This is a genomic window from Streptomyces sp. NPDC043996, assembly GCF_056435225.1.
On the sequence record NZ_JBWKEY010000001.1, the window covers coordinates 772092 to 787617 of the forward strand.

Consider the following 15526-nt stretch of genomic DNA (forward strand, 5'->3'; position numbering starts at 1 on the left):
GCGGCGATACGGGGGCCCAGGGGGCGGAGCCCCTTGGTTTCGGGAAGGGGCGGGGTGGGGGAGAACCTACTGCTCGGCCAGCGCACGCAGGCGGCTCAGTGCCCGGTGCTGTGCCACCCGGACCGCCCCCGGCGACATGCCGAGCATCTGCCCGGTCTCCTCGGCCGTGAGGCCCACGGCGACGCGGAGGAGCAGCAGCTCCCGCTGGTTCTCCGGCAGGTTCGCGAGCAGCTTCTTGGCCCATTCGGCGTCGCTGCTGAGCAGCGCCCGCTCCTCGGGCCCGAGGGAGTCGTCGGGCCGCTCGGGCATCTCGTCCGAGGGCACGGCCGTCGACCCGGGGTGCCGCATCGCCGCCCGCTGCAGATCCGCGACCTTGTGCGCGGCGATGGCGAAGACGAAGGCCTCGAAGGGCCGCCCGGTGTCGCGGTAGCGCGGCAGCGCGAGCAGGACCGCCACGCACACTTCCTGCGCGAGGTCCTCCACGAAGTGCCGCGCGTCACCGGGAAGTCGGGAGAGCCGGGTGCGGCAGTAGCGCAGCGCGAGGGGGTGGACGTGGGCCAGCAGATCGTGCGTGGCCTGCTCGTCACCCTCGACGGCGCGAAGGACGAGGGCACCGATCACCGTCGTCTTGTCCTCGCGCATCGGTCCATGGTGCCTTGGTGCCGACTGATCCGTGGCACCGCGTCCATAGTTGTGCACCGAAGCGTTATGAGCAGGTGCGCCGAAACTCATCCCCTGCGCCCTCCCCTTCCGCTCAGCCGACTTTCCCCAAGGAACTCCACACCTCAAGGATGCGGCATCGGCGGCGAAGCGCCACAAGCCGCTCCCGCGGCGGGCGGTGGCGGGGCCTTCGTGCCCCCGCCCGCCGCACGGCGGGCGGGGATCGCCGTCCCCCCGCGACAGCCCGCTCAGCGCACCAGGCCCCAGCGGAAACCGAGGGCCACCGCGTGCGCCCGGTCCGACGCGCCCAGCTTCTTGAACAGGCGCCTGGCGTGCGTCTTCACCGTGTCCTCGGAGAGGAAGAGCTCGCGCCCGATCTCGGCGTTGGACCGGCCGTGGCTCATGCCCTCGAGGACCTGGATCTCACGCGCCGTGAGCGTGGGCGCGGCGCCCATCTCCGCGGAGCGCAGCCGCCGCGGCGCGAGCCGCCAGGTCGGGTCGGCGAGCGCCTGTGTGACGGTCGCGCGCAGCTCCGCGCGCGAGGCGTCCTTGTGCAGATAGCCGCGGGCGCCCGCGGCCACCGCGAGCGCCACGCCGTCCAGGTCCTCGGCGACGGTGAGCATGATGATGCGCGCGCCGGGGTCGGCGGAGAGCAGCCGCCGCACGGTCTCGACGCCGCCCAGTCCGGGCATGCGCACGTCCATCAGGATCAGGTCCGAGCGGTCGGCGCCCCAGCGGCGGAGGACTTCCTCGCCGTTGGCCGCTGTCGTCACACGCTCGACGCCGGGCACGGTCGCGACCGCGCGGCGGAGCGCCTCTCGGGCGAGCGGGGAGTCGTCGCAGACGAGGACGGATGTCATGGCCGTCCTCCGCAGCTGATGCGCGTCACCTTGAGCCTCCAGGCTGGTACAAGTCGTCACCTGTGCGGTTGACGCTCTCGGACACCTGCCCGAGCGCTTGTTGTTTCAACCGCCTCCGCACTCTCAACGACGGTCACTCGAAAGAGTTACGGGTCGGACTGCCGCCTTCGGCACTCTACGTGAGGGGACGGACACGGCACAGGCGGCACAGGGTGCGACGCCGCCCATGAACCTCTATGCCCCATTTAGCGGCTTTTCTTCCCTTTTGAAGGTGTCTGTGGCTAGATTCGCAATGAGTCATATTTTCATCTTCTTAGACAGTAGATGTACGGTCATGGACGTCACTTCCGCGTCATAGGCGTCATAAGCGCCGCTCACGTCACCCACGGCACCCGTACCGCTCCCGCCCCCGTACCGCCCCCGACCGCCGTGACACACGTGACACACGTGACACATGCGTCACTCACGACACCCGCGTCACCGCGGCACCGCGACGCCGCGTCATCAGTGCTCTCCATGCAATCCGCGTCACTACGGCTACCAGGAGACAAGCCATGGCAGATTTCTCCCGCCTTCCCGGACCGAACGCAGATCTGTGGGACTGGCAGCTCCTCGCGGCCTGCCGCGGGGTGGACAGCTCGCTCTTCTTCCACCCGGAGGGCGAGCGCGGCGCGGCACGGAGCGCGCGCGAGAACTCGGCCAAAGAGGTCTGCATGCGGTGCCCGGTGCGCGCGGAGTGCGCCGCGCACGCGCTGGCCGTGCGCGAGCCGTACGGCGTGTGGGGCGGCCTGACCGAGGACGAGCGGGAAGAGCTGATGGGGCGCGCCCGCAACCGCCTGGTCGCGGCGGCGGGCGGCGGCGCTTCCTGAGAAAACACCTCGGGGAACGCGAGAAGTAACGTTTCTTCGAAGGGCGGCGCCCGTGGGCTCACGATGCCCGCGGGCCACGGTGCCCGCGGGCCCGGCGCCTCAGCGGGCCGCGGCCCGCGCCAGGTGGTCGAGCGTCGCCGCGACCGCGGGCACCTGCGCCAGGTCGGGCAGCGTGAGCGCAACGATCTCGCGGCGCACGGCAGGCTCCACCGTCACCGCGCGGGCCCCCTTCGCGCGCACCGACTCCAGAGCGAGCCCGGGAAGGACCGCCACGCCGAGGCCCGCGCCGACCAGGCCGACCACCGCCGGGTAGTCATCCGTGGCGAAGTCGATGCGGGGCTCGAAGCCGCCGCCGCGGCAGACCTCGACGAGCTGGCGGCGGCAGCGCGGGCAGCCCGCGATCCACGACTCGTCGGCCAGTTCGCCGATGGTCACGGACTCCGCCTTCGCCAGGCGGTGCCCCTCGGGCACGAGGCCGACGAGCCGGTCGTCGAGGACCGGCCGCACCACGAGGTCGTCCCACTCCTCGGCGGCGCCCGCGCCCGCGTACCGGAAGGCGAGCGCCACGTCGCAGTCGCCCGCGCGGAGCATCTCCACCGAGCGCGGCGGCTCGGCCTCCTCCAGTGAGACACGGGTGCCGGGGTGCGCGGCGCGCAGCGCGGCGAGGGCGCCGGGGACGAGCGTCGAGGAGCCGCTGGGGAAGGAGACCAGCCGGACCCGGCCCGCGCGCAGGCCCGCGATCGCCGCGACCTCCTCCTCCGCCGCGGTCAGCCCGGCGAGGATGCCCGCCGCGTGCCGGACCAGGGCCTCGCCCGCCTGGGTGAGGCGCATCTCGCGGCCCGTGCGGATGAGCAGGGTCGTGCCCACGGAGGCCTCCAGGGCCTTCATCTGCTGGCTGACGGCGGGCTGGGTGCAGCCGAGCTCGCGGGCGGCCGCCGAGAAGGAGCCGGTGGCGGCCACGGCGCGCAGGACACGGAGATGACGGGCCTCGATCATGAACCGAGCATAAGCGATCCTTGGGACGGGCTCACAATATTACGTAGCTGCTTTGACCATGTGCGCCTTAGCCTGAGCGCATGAAGCTTCTCTCCGTGAACGTGGGCCGCGCCAAGTCCGTTCCGTACACCGACTCCCCCGGCGGCAGCACCGGCATCGACAAACAGCCCACGGACGCGCCCGTTCGGGTGACCGCGCCCGGCCCCAAGGGCACCGGCGGCAGCGGGCTCGCGGGGGACACGATCTGCGATCTGCGCCACCACGGCGGCAACGACCAGGCGGTGTACGCCTTCGCGCGCGAGGACATCGACGAGTGGGAGCGGCTCCTCGGCCGCCCCCTCGCCAACGGCGTGTTCGGCGAGAACCTCACCACCTCCGGCGTCGACGTCAACGGCGCGCTGATCGGCGAGCGCTGGCGCGTCGGCGCGGACCTGCTCCTGGAGGTCACCTCGTCCCGCATCCCCTGCCGTACGTTCCAGGGGCACATCGGGGAGCAGGGCTGGGTGAAGCGGTTCACGCAGACGGTGCTGCCCGGCGCGTATCTGCGCGTGCTCGAGCCCGGCGAGATCCGGACGGGCGACGCGGTCGAGATCGTGCACAGGCCGGACCACGACATCACCGTCGCCCTGCAGTTCAGGGCGGTGACCACGGAGCGCTCGCTGCTGCCGCGGCTGCTCGCGGCGGGAGACGCGCTGCATCCCGAGGCGACCGAAAAGGCCCTCAAGTACGTGGAGAAGCACGGCGGTTGACAGGCGCGGGGGCGCACGCGCGGGCGCACAAGAGGGTGCGTGGCGCGCGGGCGGCCCCGGCCTCACTAGCCTTGGTCCATGACTACGGCCCTCATCACCGGTGCGACCGCGGGCATCGGCGCCGCCTTCGCCCGCCGCCTGGCCACCGAAGGACACAACCTCGTCCTGGTGGCACGGAACACGAAACGGCTGCGGGAGCAGGCGACCGAGCTGCACGACCGGCACGGCATCGAGGTGGAGGTGCTGACCGCCGACCTCGCCACGGAGGACGGCATCACGGCCGTCGAGGAGCGGCTCGCCAACCGCCGCGACCCCGTCGACCTGCTGGTCAACAACGCCGGTTTCGCCAACAAGGGCCGCTATCTGGAAGTCTCGCTCGCCGATGAGCTGACGATGCTGAAGGTGCACTGCGAGGCGGTGCTCCGGCTGACGTCGGCGGCGACGGAGGCGATGCGCGAGCGGGGCCGCGGCGGCGTCGTGAACGTCGCCTCGGTGGCGGCGTTCGTGCCGCGGGGCACCTACGGGGCGTCCAAGGCGTGGGTCGTGCAGTTCACGCAGGGCGCGGCGCGCGACCTCGCCGGGTCGGGGGTACGGCTCATGGCCCTGTGCCCCGGCTTCGTGCGCACCGAGTTCCACGAGCGGGCGGGCATGGGCACGGACAACATCCCCAAGTGGATGTGGCTCGACGCGGACAAGCTGGTCGCCACCGCGCTCACCGACCTGGCCCGCGGCCGGACCCTCTCGATTCCGGACCCGCGCTACAAGGCCCTGATGGGCGTGGTGAAGGTGACCCCGCGAGCCCTCCTGGGCGGCGTCACATCGAGGACGGGCCGCAAGTACGGCCCCAAGTAAGGCCCCGGGCAAGGCCCCGAGCAAGGCCCGACGGCAGCGCCCCGAAGGGGCGCGGGGAACTGCGCGAGGACGGACCACGACCCGCACCCGGCAACACCACCACACCCGGCAGCCGAGAAGCCGGGAAACGCCGAGGCCCGGCCCCCCGCGACGGGGAGCCGGGCCTCGGGCGGCACCTGAGTCAGCTACCGCGAAGAGCGCATCGCTCAGTGGGAGTGACCGTGACCGTGACCGTGACCGGCCTCGGCCTCTTCCTCCGCCGGCTTCTCGACGACCAGGGTCTCGGTCGTGAGCAGCAGGGAGGCGATGGACGCGGCGTTCTCCAGGGCGGAGCGCGTGACCTTCACGGGGTCGATGACGCCGGCCTTGACCAGGTCGACGTACTCGCCGGTCGCGGCGTTGAAGCCCTGGCCCTTCTCCAGCTCCGACACCTTGGTGGTGATGACGTAGCCCTCGAGGCCGGCGTTCTCGGCGATCCAGCGCAGCGGCTCGACGGCGGCGCTGCGGACGACCGCGACACCGGTGGCCTCGTCGCCGGCCAGGCCGAGGTTGCCCTCGAGGACCTTGGCGGCGTGGACCAGCGCGGAGCCACCACCGGAGACGATGCCCTCCTCGACCGCGGCGCGGGTCGCGGAGATGGCGTCCTCCAGACGGTGCTTCTTCTCCTTCAGCTCCACCTCGGTGGCGGCGCCGACCTTGATCACGCACACGCCGCCGGCCAGCTTCGCGAGGCGCTCCTGGAGCTTCTCGCGGTCCCAGTCGGAGTCGGTGGACTCGATCTCGGCCTTGATCTGGGCGACGCGGCCCTCGACGTCGGCGGAGTCGCCGCCGCCGTCGACGATCGTGGTGTCGTCCTTGGTGATCGTCACGCGGCGGGCGGAGCCGAGCACGTCCAGGCCGACCTGGTCGAGCTTGAGGCCGACCTCTTCGGCGATGACGGTGCCGCCGGTGAGGGTGGCCATGTCGCCGAGCATCGCCTTGCGGCGGTCGCCGAAGCCGGGGGCCTTGACGGCCACCGCGTTGAACGTGCCGCGGATCTTGTTCACGACCAGGGTCGAAAGGGCCTCGCCCTCGACGTCCTCGGCGATGATCAGGAGCGGCTTGGAGGAGCCGGCCTGGATGACCTTCTCCAGGAGCGGGAGCAGGTCCTGGATGGAGGAGATCTTGCCCTGGTGGATGAGGATGTACGGGTCCTCGAGGACGGCCTCCATGCGCTCCTGGTCCGTCACGAAGTACGGCGACAGGTAGCCCTTGTCGAAGGCCATGCCCTCGGTGAAGTCCAGCTCGAGGCCGAAGGTGTTGGACTCCTCGACGGTGATGACACCGTCCTTGCCGACCTTGTCCATCGCCTCGGCGATGAGCTCGCCGACCTGGCTGTCCTGGGCGGAGAGCCCGGCCACGGCGGCGATGTCGGACTTGTCGTCGATCGGACGCGCGGTGGCGAGCAGCTCGTCGGAGACGGCCTTGACCGCGGCGTCGATGCCCTTCTTCAGGGCGGCCGGGGACGCACCGGCGGCGACGTTGCGCAGGCCTTCCTTGACCAGGGCCTGGGCGAGCACGGTGGCGGTGGTGGTGCCGTCACCAGCGATGTCGTTGGTCTTGGTCGCCACCTCCTTCACCAGCTGGGCGCCGAGGTTCTCGTACGGGTCCTCGACCTCGACCTCACGGGCGATGGTGACGCCGTCGTTGGTGATGGTCGGGGCGCCGAACTTCTTGTCGATGACGACGTTGCGGCCCTTGGGGCCGATCGTCACCTTGACGGTGTCGGCAAGCTTGTTGACGCCGCGCTCAAGGGCGCGACGGGCGTCCTCGTCGAACTTCAGGATCTTCGCCATGGGAGCGATTCAGCCCTCTCGAAAACTCAGGGGGTCCGGGGGGACCCCCGGAAACGATGCAGCAACGAACTGCGCCCCTCGCCGCCCGGCAATCAGCGGGGTGACCAGGGGCGCAGCGCGAAACAAATCTGCTGGGTAAAGCAGCGACTAGCGCTCGATCACTTCTCGATGATCGCGAGCACGTCACGGGCGGAGAGCACCAGGTACTCGTCGCCGTTGTACTTCACCTCGGTGCCGCCGTACTTGCTGTAGAGCACGACGTCGCCGACCTTCACGTCGAGCGGCAGGCGCTCGCCGTTCTCGAAGCGGCCCGGGCCCACGGCGAGGACGGCGCCCTCCTGGGGCTTCTCCTTCGCGGTGTCCGGGATAACCAGGCCAGAGGCCGTGGTCTGCTCGGCGTCGAGCGGCTGGACCACAATGCGGTCCTCGAGCGGCTTGATGGCAACCTTGGAGCTGGCGGTCGTCACGATCCGACCTCCCCCTTCGGAGATCTCGCGGGGTTAACTGATCTAGAGGTGGCGACCAGGTCGATCCGTCGTCGCGGGTGCCGGACCTGCCCGTCGCTTCTGGCACTCTCCAGGTGGGAGTGCCAGGCCCGAGACTAGGACGGCGATTAGCACTCGGTCAAGCGGAGTGCCAATTGACTGCCGTCGGCTTGGCGGGTTTCCCCGGCTTTCCCCCGGCTTTCCCCGGCGGGGTCTAGCGCGGGGGTGCCTTCGGGCAACGTTTCGCGATCCGGCCGGGTTCCGCGCGCGGCGCGCGGATGTCCGGGCTCCGCCCGGGGGTCGGCCGCGCGGCCTGGGGCCCGGCCAGCGGCTGCTCGGGACCGCGTACGCAGCGAGGAGACATCCTTTCGGCCGCCTTCCTGCCCAGCCGCTCGATCGGGTCCACCGACTGGGCGCAGCCGGTCAGCAGGAGCAGGAGCGTCGCCGCGGCGGCGCTCCGCCTCACAGGTAGTCCTCCAGGCGCGCCACCGCGTAGCCCCGGTCCGTGACCGTCTTCATGACCGTGCGCACCATGTCCGGCATCGTGCCCTTCCAGTCCCCGCGGCCGCGGAAGTGCGTGAGGATGATGTCGCCGGGGTGCAGGTCCTTGTCCCATTCGCGCCACTCCATGTGGTCGGCGAAGCCCTCCGACGCCCACAGCGGCACGGCCTTGATCCCGCAGGACTTGGCGGCGCGCAGGGTGTCGCGGTTGTAGTTGCCGTACGGCGGTCTGAAGAGTTCGGGCCGCTTGCCGTACCGGCGCTCGATGGTGTCCTGCATGCCGCAGATCTCGCGCCGCTGCGCCTCGTAGGAGAGGCCGGGCAGATAGCGGTGGTTGAGGGTGTGGTTGTTCAGCGCGACGCCGTGGTCGCGCATCCGCTTGAAGTACCCGTAGTCCTCCTTGACCAGGTAGTCGCTGAGGAACGCGGTGTACGGGATCTTCAGTTCGCTCATCATCCGCAGGAACGCCGGGTCCTTCTCGGCGCCGTCGTCGACGGTCAGGAAGACGACCTTGTCCCTGGTCGGCACCGTGGTGAACACCGGCGGCAGCTCGGCCTGCCCTTTGACCTCGAAGCCCGCGCGCGTGCTGAGGCGCGGCTTGGCGGCGGGCCCGGCGGGCGCCGTCAGCGGGGTCTTCGCCAGGCCCCAGCGCTTGGCGGCCGCGGCCCGCGCGGCCTGGCTCGCGTGCAGCCGGTGGGCGTACTCGCGCAGGGCCTGGGCGGGCGGGGCGAGCCGCGGCTGCTGGCCGTGGGCGGCCTTCGGGACCCGCTCGCGCGCGCCTGGCCCGGAGTCCGTCGCGCAGCCGGAGGCGACCGCGCAGGCGGCGAGCGCCACCGTCGCGAGCAGCGCCCGACGGCTCCCTCTTGTGGCTGATTGTGACGTTTGTCGTACTAGTCGCATGGCGCCGCATCTTCGCAGCTCACAGGGGTGGTGCCGGGGCGACACCGCCACCGGGCGCGCACCTTCCTCCGACTGGCCCACAATGGGCCGGTGAACGCTCCGCACGATCCGCACGCCGCCCCGACCGCCTTCGCCGCGCTCCTCACCGACGAGGGCAGCGCCCTCCTCGACGCCGTACGCGACGTCGAACCGGCCCAGGAGCTCGCGGTCGCGACCCGGCTTCGCCGCGACCACCCCGCGGACCTGGTCTCGGCGGCGCTCGCGCAGGCGCGGCTGCGGCAGCGGGCGGTGGCGAAGTTCGGCGCGGTGGACGCCGCGCGGATGTTCTTCACGCCGAACGGCTTCGAGCAGTCCACGCGGACGTCCGTGGCGACGCACCGGGCGGAGCGCTTCCGGCGCCTCGGCGTGCGCCGCGTGGCCGATCTGTGCAGTGGCGTCGGCGGCGACGCGATCGCCCTCGCGCGCGCCGGGATCGAGGTCCTCGCCGTCGACCGCGACCCGCTGACCTGCGCGGTCGCCCGCGCCAACGCCGCCGCCCTCGGCCTGGAGGACCTCATCGAGGTGCGCGAGGCGGATGTGACGGAGGTGGACACGGCCGGGTACGACGCGCTGTTCGTCGACCCCGCCCGGCGCGGCGGGCGGGGCCGTGTCTTCGACCCGGAGGCCTACTCCCCGCCCCTGTCCTGGGCGGTGGCCGCCGCCCGCAAGGCCCCGCGGGCCGCGCTGAAGATCGCCCCCGGCGTTCCGCACGAGGCGGTGCCCGAGGAAGCCGAGGCCGAGTGGATCTCGGACGGCGGGGACGTGAAGGAGGCGGTGCTGTGGTTCGGCCCCGACACGCCCGCGGCGCACCGGGCGACGCTGCTGCCTTCGGGGGCGACCCTGAGCGCCGAGCGCGCCGCGATGCCGCCCGACCCGGCCGTGCGCCCCGTAGGCCGCTATCTGTACGAGCCGGACGGCGCTGTCATCCGCGCCCACCTCGTGGCCGAGGTCGCCGCCGAGGTGGAGGGCGGGCTGATCGACGAGACGATCGCGTACGTCACCTCCGACGTGGCGCGGGCGACGGCGTACGCCACGGCCTACGAGATCACCGATCAACTTCCCTTCAACGTGAAGAAGTTGAAGGCCCTGCTGCGGGAGCGGGGAGTCGGGGTGCTCACCGTGAAGAAGCGCGGCTCGGCCGTGGAACCCGAGGAACTCCGCCGCAAGGTGAAGCCCCAGGGGCCCGCGTCCGCCACGGTCTTCCTCACCCGCGTCGCGGGCGCCCCGACGATGCTCCTGGGCCATCCCCGCCCCCAGTGAATCGGCCTTCGGCCTCGTCCTCAAACGCCGGACGGGCTGAGATTCCCGGGCGGGCCCGGGGCGCACCGCGAGGCACACGGTGCAGCACCCCCACCCCCACCGCGGCCACCGCGAGCAGCCCCGCGGCCACCGCGAACGCGGCCCCGTACCCCTGCGCGACCCCGTCGCGCCCAGGCCCGCCCGCCCGCGCGGCGACCGTCACCAGGACCGCGAGCCCGATCGAACCCCCCAGCTGCCGCGAGCTGTTGAGCAGCCCGGAGGCCATCCCGCTCTCCTCGGCGGCGACCCCGGACGTCGCGGCCGTCCCGAGCGGCACGAAGCACAGGCCGATGCCGACGCTCGCCACAAGCGAGGGCCACAGGACGGAGCCCACGAAGGTACCGCCCGCCTCGACGGTGAGCGCGAACCAGGCGAACCCGGCCGCGCCGAGCAGCCCGCCCGTCATGAGCAGCGCCCGCTCACCGACCCGCCCGACGGCCCGGGTCGCGATGACGGAGCCCACGACGACGCCCGCGCAGAACGGCAGGAAGGCGGCTCCCGCGCGCGTGGGCCCGTACGCCAGGACCTCCTGAAGGTAGAGCGAGGTGAAGTAGAACGCGGCGAACTGGCCCGCGGACATCAGGAGCGAGAAGACGTTCGCGGACAGCACGGGCCGGTGCGCGAGCAGGCCGAGCCTCAACAGGGGCCTGCGCGCGCGCCGTTCACCGCGTATCTCGACCGCGCAGAAGGCGGCGAGCAGCGCGGCCGCCACGGTGAGCGTGCCGAGCGTGGCGGCCGAGGCCCAGCCGTGGGTCTCGGTGCGGACGAGGCCGAGGACCAGCGTCGACGTGCCCGCCGTGACCAGCAGCGCGCCGGTCACGTCGAGGCACCCGCCGCCCGCGGGACGGCGGTCGGCCGGGATGCCGGGGCGGATCGCGGCGAGCGCGGCCAGGACGACCGGGACGTTGATCAGCATGACCGAGCGCCAGCCCGCCCAGTCGGTGAGCAGCCCGCCCGCCATGATCCCGACGGCGCCGCCGAGCGCGCCCGCCGCGCCCCACAGCCCGAGCGCCCGCGCCCGAGCGCGCCCCTGCGGGTAGTGCACGGTGATCAGCGCGAGCGCCACCGGCGCGAGGGCGGCGGCGCCCGCGCCCTGCACGGCCCGCGCCGCGATCAGCTGTCCGGGGCTCTGCGCGAGCCCGCCCGCGAGGCTCGCGGCCCCGAAGACCGCGAACCCGGCGACGAGCGACCGGCGCCGTCCGGCGAGGTCGGCGAGGCGTCCGCCGAGCATGAGCAGCCCGCCGAACGCCAGCGCGTACGCGTTCACCACCCAGGTCAGCGACTCGGGCGCGAAGCCGAGGTCGTGGCCCATGTCGGGCAGGGCGATGTTGACGACGGAGAGGTCGAGGGAGACCAGGAACTGCACGGTGAGGAGCACGGCAAGCAGCAGCGGACCGCGCCCCGAGGGCGTGTTCGTCATGCTCAGGAGATTAATATACGCGTATAGAAATTAGATAGGGGTGGGGTGCGGGAGGGGCGGGCGCGACAATGAGGCCGTGGCAGCGGAAGAGCGTGCGGACGAGCGTGCGGAAGAACCCTCGGAAGAACCCGCCGGGGCGCGCCCCGGGCCGAAGAAGCGCGGCGTCGGGCGCCCCCGCCGCATCGAACCGGAGGCGATCGTCGCCGTGGCGCGGCGCGTGCTCCAGGAGGAGGGCGTCGCGGCCCTGAGCATGCGGCGCGTCGCCAAGGAGATCGGGGCCACGCCCATGGCCCTCTACCACCACGTGCGCGACAAGGACGAGCTCCTGATGCTCGCCCTGTCCGGCACCGCCGCGACCCTGCCGCGCCCTGAGCTGCCCGAGGACCCGCGCGAGCGGATGGTCGCCGTCGCGGTCCACATGCACGCCGTCCTGGACGAACTGCCCTGGGTGGTCGAGGTGCTCCGGCTCGGCGGCCTCACCGACCGGGGCGCGCTGTGGATGGTCGAGGAGATCGTCGACTGCGCCCTCGCCTGCGGCCTCGACGACGCCGAGGCCGTGCACGCCTACGGCACGATCTGGCACTGCGTGTACGGCGACCTCGTCTTCCGCCGCGCCCTCGCCCGCCGCGCCGAAGAGCCCGACCGCAAGCGGCACTTCCCCGACATGCTCACCGACGCGGACGCCGCCGAACTGCCGCACCTGAGCGCCCTCGCCGACCGCTGGACGGAGCTCACCGCGGCCTACGACGTCTCCCGGCAGCTGGAGGCCGTGGTCGACGGCCTGCTCGGCCGGGCCTCCGGCGCCGGGGGCCCCGCACGGTCGCGTCCGCGATCGCCCGCACCGTAGACCGCACCGAGCCCGCACCGTAGACAAGGGGGCGACGGGCGCAGTACTACAGAGCACTGCGCACGGACACGGCCCACCAAGCCGTGTACAGACGAAAACACGGGGAACAGGGGGGGCACACATGGCCGTGTGGGGCCAAGACGGGGCGGTCGACGGCAGACGGGGGCGTGCGGCACCACGCGACGCGCCCGCGCTCCAACTGGCGGGCACCGCGCTGCTGCTGTACGCGCTCGCGGCGGTGATCTGGATCGTGTACGAGGTCAATGAGGCCTTGGACCTCTACGACGACCGGGTCTCCTTCAAGGCCCTGTACGACCCACGGGAGTTCCTCCTGCCCGTGGCGCAGACCCCCCACGACTGGGGCTTCCTCGTGGCCGCCCTGCTCGTCGGCGCGCTCGCGCTCGGACAGCGGCGTCTCGCCCGCGGCGGACTCGCCCTCATCGCGGCGCTCCTGCTCGGCCTGGGCCTGCGGGAACTGATCGGGATCATGGCCTCGGACCGCTACCGCGACCAGATCACCGAGGTCGACTACGGCAACGCCCTGCTCACCTTCCGGCTCGTGGGCATCGTCCTGGCCTGCGTGCTCCTCGCGGTCGTCGCGCGCACCCGGGGCGCGGCGCCCAGCCCGGCGAGCCCGCCGTGGCCCGAGCCGCCCGCCTACCCGGCCGCCCCGTCGCCGCACCCCCCGGCGGCGCCCCCACCGCCCGCGTACGCCCCGCACGCCCCCTACGGCGACTCCTACGGCCCACCGCCCGGCACTGGCCGCCGGACGCGGCCGGGCCTCGTGGTGGCGGGCCTCGCGCTCGCGCTGTGCGGCGTGAACGCCCTGGGCTGGCTGATCTACACCCTCACGCGGGACGAGCTCTACTTCGTGGGCGGCACCTACGACGGCGACGCCGACGCGGGCGATTTCTTCCGCACCGCGGTCGACGCCTCGCACGGCCTGGCGCTGCCGTACACGTTCTACACCCTGGCCATGATCGCCTCGGCGCTGCTCATCGGCGCGCTGCTCCTGAGCGGACGCGCCGGGGCCCGCGGCGCGGGACTCGCCCTCGCGCTCGTCTCGGTCTACATCGACGTGCGCGGTCTGGTCCCGGGATTCGACGAGGGCTTCGATCCGTACTTCGACTCCACCGTCGGGACCTGGATCGTCTGGACGTCGTTCGCCACGATCGCGCTCGGGGCCGTGGCGACGGTGGCGCTGCTCGCGACACCCGAAGACTGAGAGGCCTGAGGGGCCTGAAGGGCCTGCGAGACCGGGCGCGGGCGCGGGTCCGTCAGTCCGCGCCCAGCGACTCGAACCGCCACCGGTGCGGCGCCCGGGACACCAGGTCCCCGGGCGGCTCCGGCAGTTCGGGCAGGTCGGCGTCCAGCGCCGCGTCCCACCAGGTGATGACCAGGACCCGGTCGCCCGGCGCCCGCAGGGTCTCGCGGCGCAGCGGGGCGGCCGCGAGCTCCCGCGCCCGCGCCCAGGCGAGCAACTCGGGCCCGCGCCCCTCGGCGGCGCGGGCCTCCCACATCAGCGCGACGCTCACGAGTACAGGTTGTCCTTGCTGACCTCGTGCACATGGTCGTGGTCATGGCTGTGGGCGCCCGCGCCCGGCACGTGCGGCTCCGTCACCGGAAGCGACGAGTCCGCCGAGAGCCCCAGGTCCGAGGCCGGGCGGTTGCGGGCCACCATCTCCGCGCCGAGCGCGGCGACCATCGCGCCGTTGTCCGTGCACAGCTTGGGCCGCGGCACCCGAAGGCGGATCCCGGCGCGCTCGCAGCGCTCCTGGGCGAGCGCGCGCAGGCGGGTGTTGGCGGCCACGCCGCCGCCGATCATCAGGTGGTCGACGCCCTCGTCCTTGCAGGCCTTGACCGCCTTGCGGGTCAGCACGTCCACGACCGCCTCCTGGAAGGACGCGGCCACGTCCCGCACCGGCACCTCCTCGCCCGCGGCGCGCTTGGCCTCGATCCAGCGGGCCACGGACGTCTTCAGGCCGGAGAAGGAGAAGTCGTACGCGGGATCGCGCGGCCCGGTGAGCCCGCGCGGGAAGGCGATGGCACTCGGGTCGCCCTCGCGCGCGTACCGGTCGATGACGGGACCGCCGGGGAAGCCCAGGTTCAGCACCCGCGCGATCTTGTCGAAGGCCTCCCCCGCCGCGTCGTCGATGGTCGCGCCGAGCGGCCGCACATCGGCGGTGATGTCCGTGGAGAGCAGCAGCGAGGAGTGGCCGCCGGAGACGAGCAGCGCCATCGTCGGCTCGGGCAGCGAGCCGTGCTCCAGCTGGTCCACGCAGATGTGCGAGGCCAGGTGGTTCACGCCGTACAGCGGCTTGCCGAGCGCGTAGGCGTAGGCCTTCGCGGCCGAGACGCCCACGAGCAGCGCGCCCGCGAGGCCGGGCCCCGCGGTGACGGCGATGCCGTCGAGGTCGGAGGCGGCGACTCCGGCGTCCTTCAGGGCGCGCTGGATGGTCGGGACCATCGCCTCCAGGTGCGCGCGGGACGCGACCTCGGGCACGACCCCGCCGAAGCGGGCGTGCTCGTCGACGCTGGAGGCGATGGCGTCGGCGAGCAGCGTGGTGCCGCGCACGATGCCGACGCCGGTCTCGTCGCAGGAGGTCTCGATGCCGAGGACGAGGGGCTCGTCACCGGCGCGGGAGCGGGAGTCAGCCATGGATCTCGGTTCCTTGTACGCCGTTCACCGGGCCGTCGGCCCGGCCGTTCGGGGAGTGGTGCGAAAGCGCTGACGACGCCGAGGGGTCCGTCAGACGCATCACCAGCGCGTCCACGTTCCCCGGCTGGTAGTAGCCGCGCCTGAAGCCGATCGGCTCGAAACCGAAGCGCTCGTACAGCTTCTGCGCCCGCGTGTTGTCCACGCGCACCTCCAGCATCACCTCGGTGGCCTCGAAGGCCGTGGCGTGCCGGAGCAGCTCGGTGAGCAGCCGGGCGCCGAGCCCGGTGCCCCACTGGTCCCGGGCCACCGCGATGGTCTGCACGTCGGCGGCCGTCGCGTCGCCGCCGTCGGAGTCGGTGCCCGCGGCCGCGAGGCCGCCGTAGCCGACGAGGCGCTCGCCGGCGTACGCCACCAGATAGCGCCGGGTGGAGCCGGGGCCGCGCGCGTGCGCGAGCTCGGACCAGAACATGCCGCGCGACCAGGCGTCCTCGGGGAAGAGCTCCTTCTCCAGGGCGAGCACGGGGTCGATGTCCCACCAGCGCATCTCGCGCAGCA

General features: G+C 72.7%; 16 protein-coding genes. 6 read left to right on the plus strand and 10 right to left on the minus strand.

Annotated features, from left to right (window positions below):
* Positions 1 to 66 precede the first annotated feature (66 nt).
* Positions 67 to 642 (minus strand): sigma-70 family RNA polymerase sigma factor, encoded by a 576-nt coding sequence (locus AC07A4_RS03425; protein ID WP_030681702.1) that lies wholly within the window; start codon positions 640 to 642, stop codon positions 67 to 69.
* 266 nt (positions 643 to 908) lie between these two features.
* Positions 909 to 1520 carry a response regulator transcription factor gene (locus AC07A4_RS03430; RefSeq protein WP_003948568.1) on the minus strand — a complete coding sequence of 204 codons (612 nt, stop codon included), beginning with the start codon at positions 1518 to 1520 and terminating at the stop codon, positions 909 to 911.
* A gap of 554 nt (positions 1521 to 2074) precedes the next feature.
* Here AC07A4_RS03430 and AC07A4_RS03435 point away from each other — a divergent pair.
* The gene (locus AC07A4_RS03435) at positions 2075 to 2389 is read left to right on the plus strand and encodes a WhiB family transcriptional regulator (protein WP_478592262.1); all 315 of its coding nucleotides are present in this window, start codon (positions 2075 to 2077) and stop codon (positions 2387 to 2389) included.
* Positions 2390 to 2488: 99 nt separating this feature from the next.
* Here the strand turns inward: AC07A4_RS03435 and AC07A4_RS03440 are convergent, their stop codons facing one another.
* Positions 2489 to 3385: a LysR family transcriptional regulator gene (locus AC07A4_RS03440; protein ID WP_478592264.1), complete on the minus strand. Its 897-nt coding sequence runs from the start codon at positions 3383 to 3385 to the stop codon at positions 2489 to 2491.
* An 80-nt stretch (positions 3386 to 3465) separates the two neighbouring features.
* On the opposite strand from AC07A4_RS03440, the gene AC07A4_RS03445 reads away from it, so the two are divergent.
* The gene (locus AC07A4_RS03445) at positions 3466 to 4134 is read left to right on the plus strand and encodes an MOSC domain-containing protein (RefSeq protein ID WP_478592266.1); all 669 of its coding nucleotides are present in this window, start codon (positions 3466 to 3468) and stop codon (positions 4132 to 4134) included.
* A 78-nt stretch (positions 4135 to 4212) separates the two neighbouring features.
* Entirely contained in the window at positions 4213 to 4986 is a 774-nt protein-coding gene (locus tag AC07A4_RS03450; RefSeq protein ID WP_478592269.1) for an SDR family NAD(P)-dependent oxidoreductase, read from the plus strand.
* Between the two features lie 206 nt (positions 4987 to 5192).
* Here the strand turns inward: AC07A4_RS03450 and groL are convergent, their stop codons facing one another.
* From groL to AC07A4_RS03465, 3 genes are all read right to left on the minus strand, one after another.
* On the minus strand, positions 5193 to 6821 hold the full coding sequence (groL, locus tag AC07A4_RS03455) for a chaperonin GroEL (protein ID WP_478592272.1): 1629 nt from the start codon (positions 6819 to 6821) through the stop codon (positions 5193 to 5195).
* A 158-nt stretch (positions 6822 to 6979) separates the two neighbouring features.
* Entirely contained in the window at positions 6980 to 7288 is a 309-nt protein-coding gene (groES, locus tag AC07A4_RS03460) for a co-chaperone GroES (protein ID WP_004955293.1), read from the minus strand.
* Between the two features lie 480 nt (positions 7289 to 7768).
* Positions 7769 to 8707, minus strand: a complete 939-nt coding sequence (locus tag AC07A4_RS03465; RefSeq protein WP_478592275.1) for a polysaccharide deacetylase family protein — start codon at positions 8705 to 8707, stop codon at positions 7769 to 7771.
* Positions 8708 to 8797: 90 nt separating this feature from the next.
* Here AC07A4_RS03465 and AC07A4_RS03470 point away from each other — a divergent pair, with 90 nt between their 5' ends.
* Positions 8798 to 10006 (plus strand): class I SAM-dependent methyltransferase, encoded by a 1209-nt coding sequence (locus AC07A4_RS03470; RefSeq protein WP_478592277.1) that lies wholly within the window; start codon positions 8798 to 8800, stop codon positions 10004 to 10006.
* Here the strand turns inward: AC07A4_RS03470 and AC07A4_RS03475 are convergent.
* The gene (locus tag AC07A4_RS03475; RefSeq protein ID WP_478592280.1) at positions 9951 to 11465 is read right to left on the minus strand and encodes an MFS transporter; all 1515 of its coding nucleotides are present in this window, start codon (positions 11463 to 11465) and stop codon (positions 9951 to 9953) included. The genes AC07A4_RS03470 and AC07A4_RS03475 overlap by 56 nt on opposite strands.
* 76 nt (positions 11466 to 11541) lie before the next feature.
* Here AC07A4_RS03475 and AC07A4_RS03480 point away from each other — a divergent pair, with 76 nt between their 5' ends.
* Entirely contained in the window at positions 11542 to 12312 is a 771-nt protein-coding gene (locus AC07A4_RS03480) for a TetR/AcrR family transcriptional regulator (RefSeq protein WP_478592283.1), read from the plus strand.
* A gap of 121 nt (positions 12313 to 12433) precedes the next feature.
* Positions 12434 to 13537, plus strand: a complete 1104-nt coding sequence (locus AC07A4_RS03485; RefSeq protein ID WP_478592286.1) for a hypothetical protein — start codon at positions 12434 to 12436, stop codon at positions 13535 to 13537.
* A gap of 52 nt (positions 13538 to 13589) precedes the next feature.
* Here the strand turns inward: AC07A4_RS03485 and AC07A4_RS03490 are convergent, their stop codons facing one another.
* The 3 genes from AC07A4_RS03490 to rimI are packed head-to-tail and all read right to left on the minus strand — an operon-like array spanning position 13590 to position 15515.
* A complete protein-coding gene (locus tag AC07A4_RS03490) occupies positions 13590 to 13847 on the minus strand; it encodes a hypothetical protein (protein WP_478592289.1) in 258 nt (85 codons plus the stop codon).
* Positions 13844 to 14971, minus strand: coding sequence for a tRNA (adenosine(37)-N6)-threonylcarbamoyltransferase complex transferase subunit TsaD (tsaD, locus tag AC07A4_RS03495; RefSeq protein WP_478592292.1), 1128 nt, complete (start codon positions 14969 to 14971; stop codon positions 13844 to 13846). The genes AC07A4_RS03490 and tsaD overlap by 4 nt, the downstream gene beginning before the upstream one ends.
* Positions 14964 to 15515, minus strand: a complete 552-nt coding sequence (gene rimI, locus AC07A4_RS03500) for a ribosomal protein S18-alanine N-acetyltransferase (protein WP_478592910.1) — start codon at positions 15513 to 15515, stop codon at positions 14964 to 14966. The genes tsaD and rimI overlap by 8 nt, the downstream gene beginning before the upstream one ends.
* Positions 15516 to 15526: the final 11 nt, after the last annotated feature.

What these genes read in the sequence shown, in the direction of transcription:
- AC07A4_RS03440 (WP_478592264.1), bottom strand. Translation starts at nt 3,385, where the DNA reads ATGATCGAGGCCCGTCATCTCCGTGTCCTGCGCGCCGTGGCCGCCACC.
- rimI (WP_478592910.1), bottom strand. Translation starts at nt 15,515, where the DNA reads ATGCGCTGGTGGGACATCGACCCCGTGCTCGCCCTGGAGAAGGAGCTC.
- AC07A4_RS03485 (WP_478592286.1), top strand. Translation starts at nt 12,434, where the DNA reads ATGGCCGTGTGGGGCCAAGACGGGGCGGTCGACGGCAGACGGGGGCGT.
- AC07A4_RS03475 (WP_478592280.1), bottom strand. Translation starts at nt 11,465, where the DNA reads ATGACGAACACGCCCTCGGGGCGCGGTCCGCTGCTGCTTGCCGTGCTC.
- tsaD (WP_478592292.1), bottom strand. Translation starts at nt 14,971, where the DNA reads ATGGCTGACTCCCGCTCCCGCGCCGGTGACGAGCCCCTCGTCCTCGGC.
- AC07A4_RS03450 (WP_478592269.1), top strand. Translation starts at nt 4,213, where the DNA reads ATGACTACGGCCCTCATCACCGGTGCGACCGCGGGCATCGGCGCCGCC.
- AC07A4_RS03445 (WP_478592266.1), top strand. Translation starts at nt 3,466, where the DNA reads ATGAAGCTTCTCTCCGTGAACGTGGGCCGCGCCAAGTCCGTTCCGTAC.
- groL (WP_478592272.1), bottom strand. Translation starts at nt 6,821, where the DNA reads ATGGCGAAGATCCTGAAGTTCGACGAGGACGCCCGTCGCGCCCTTGAG.
- AC07A4_RS03430 (WP_003948568.1), bottom strand. Translation starts at nt 1,520, where the DNA reads ATGACATCCGTCCTCGTCTGCGACGACTCCCCGCTCGCCCGAGAGGCG.
- AC07A4_RS03465 (WP_478592275.1), bottom strand. Translation starts at nt 8,707, where the DNA reads ATGCGACTAGTACGACAAACGTCACAATCAGCCACAAGAGGGAGCCGT.
- AC07A4_RS03425 (WP_030681702.1), bottom strand. Translation starts at nt 642, where the DNA reads ATGCGCGAGGACAAGACGACGGTGATCGGTGCCCTCGTCCTTCGCGCC.
- AC07A4_RS03435 (WP_478592262.1), top strand. Translation starts at nt 2,075, where the DNA reads ATGGCAGATTTCTCCCGCCTTCCCGGACCGAACGCAGATCTGTGGGAC.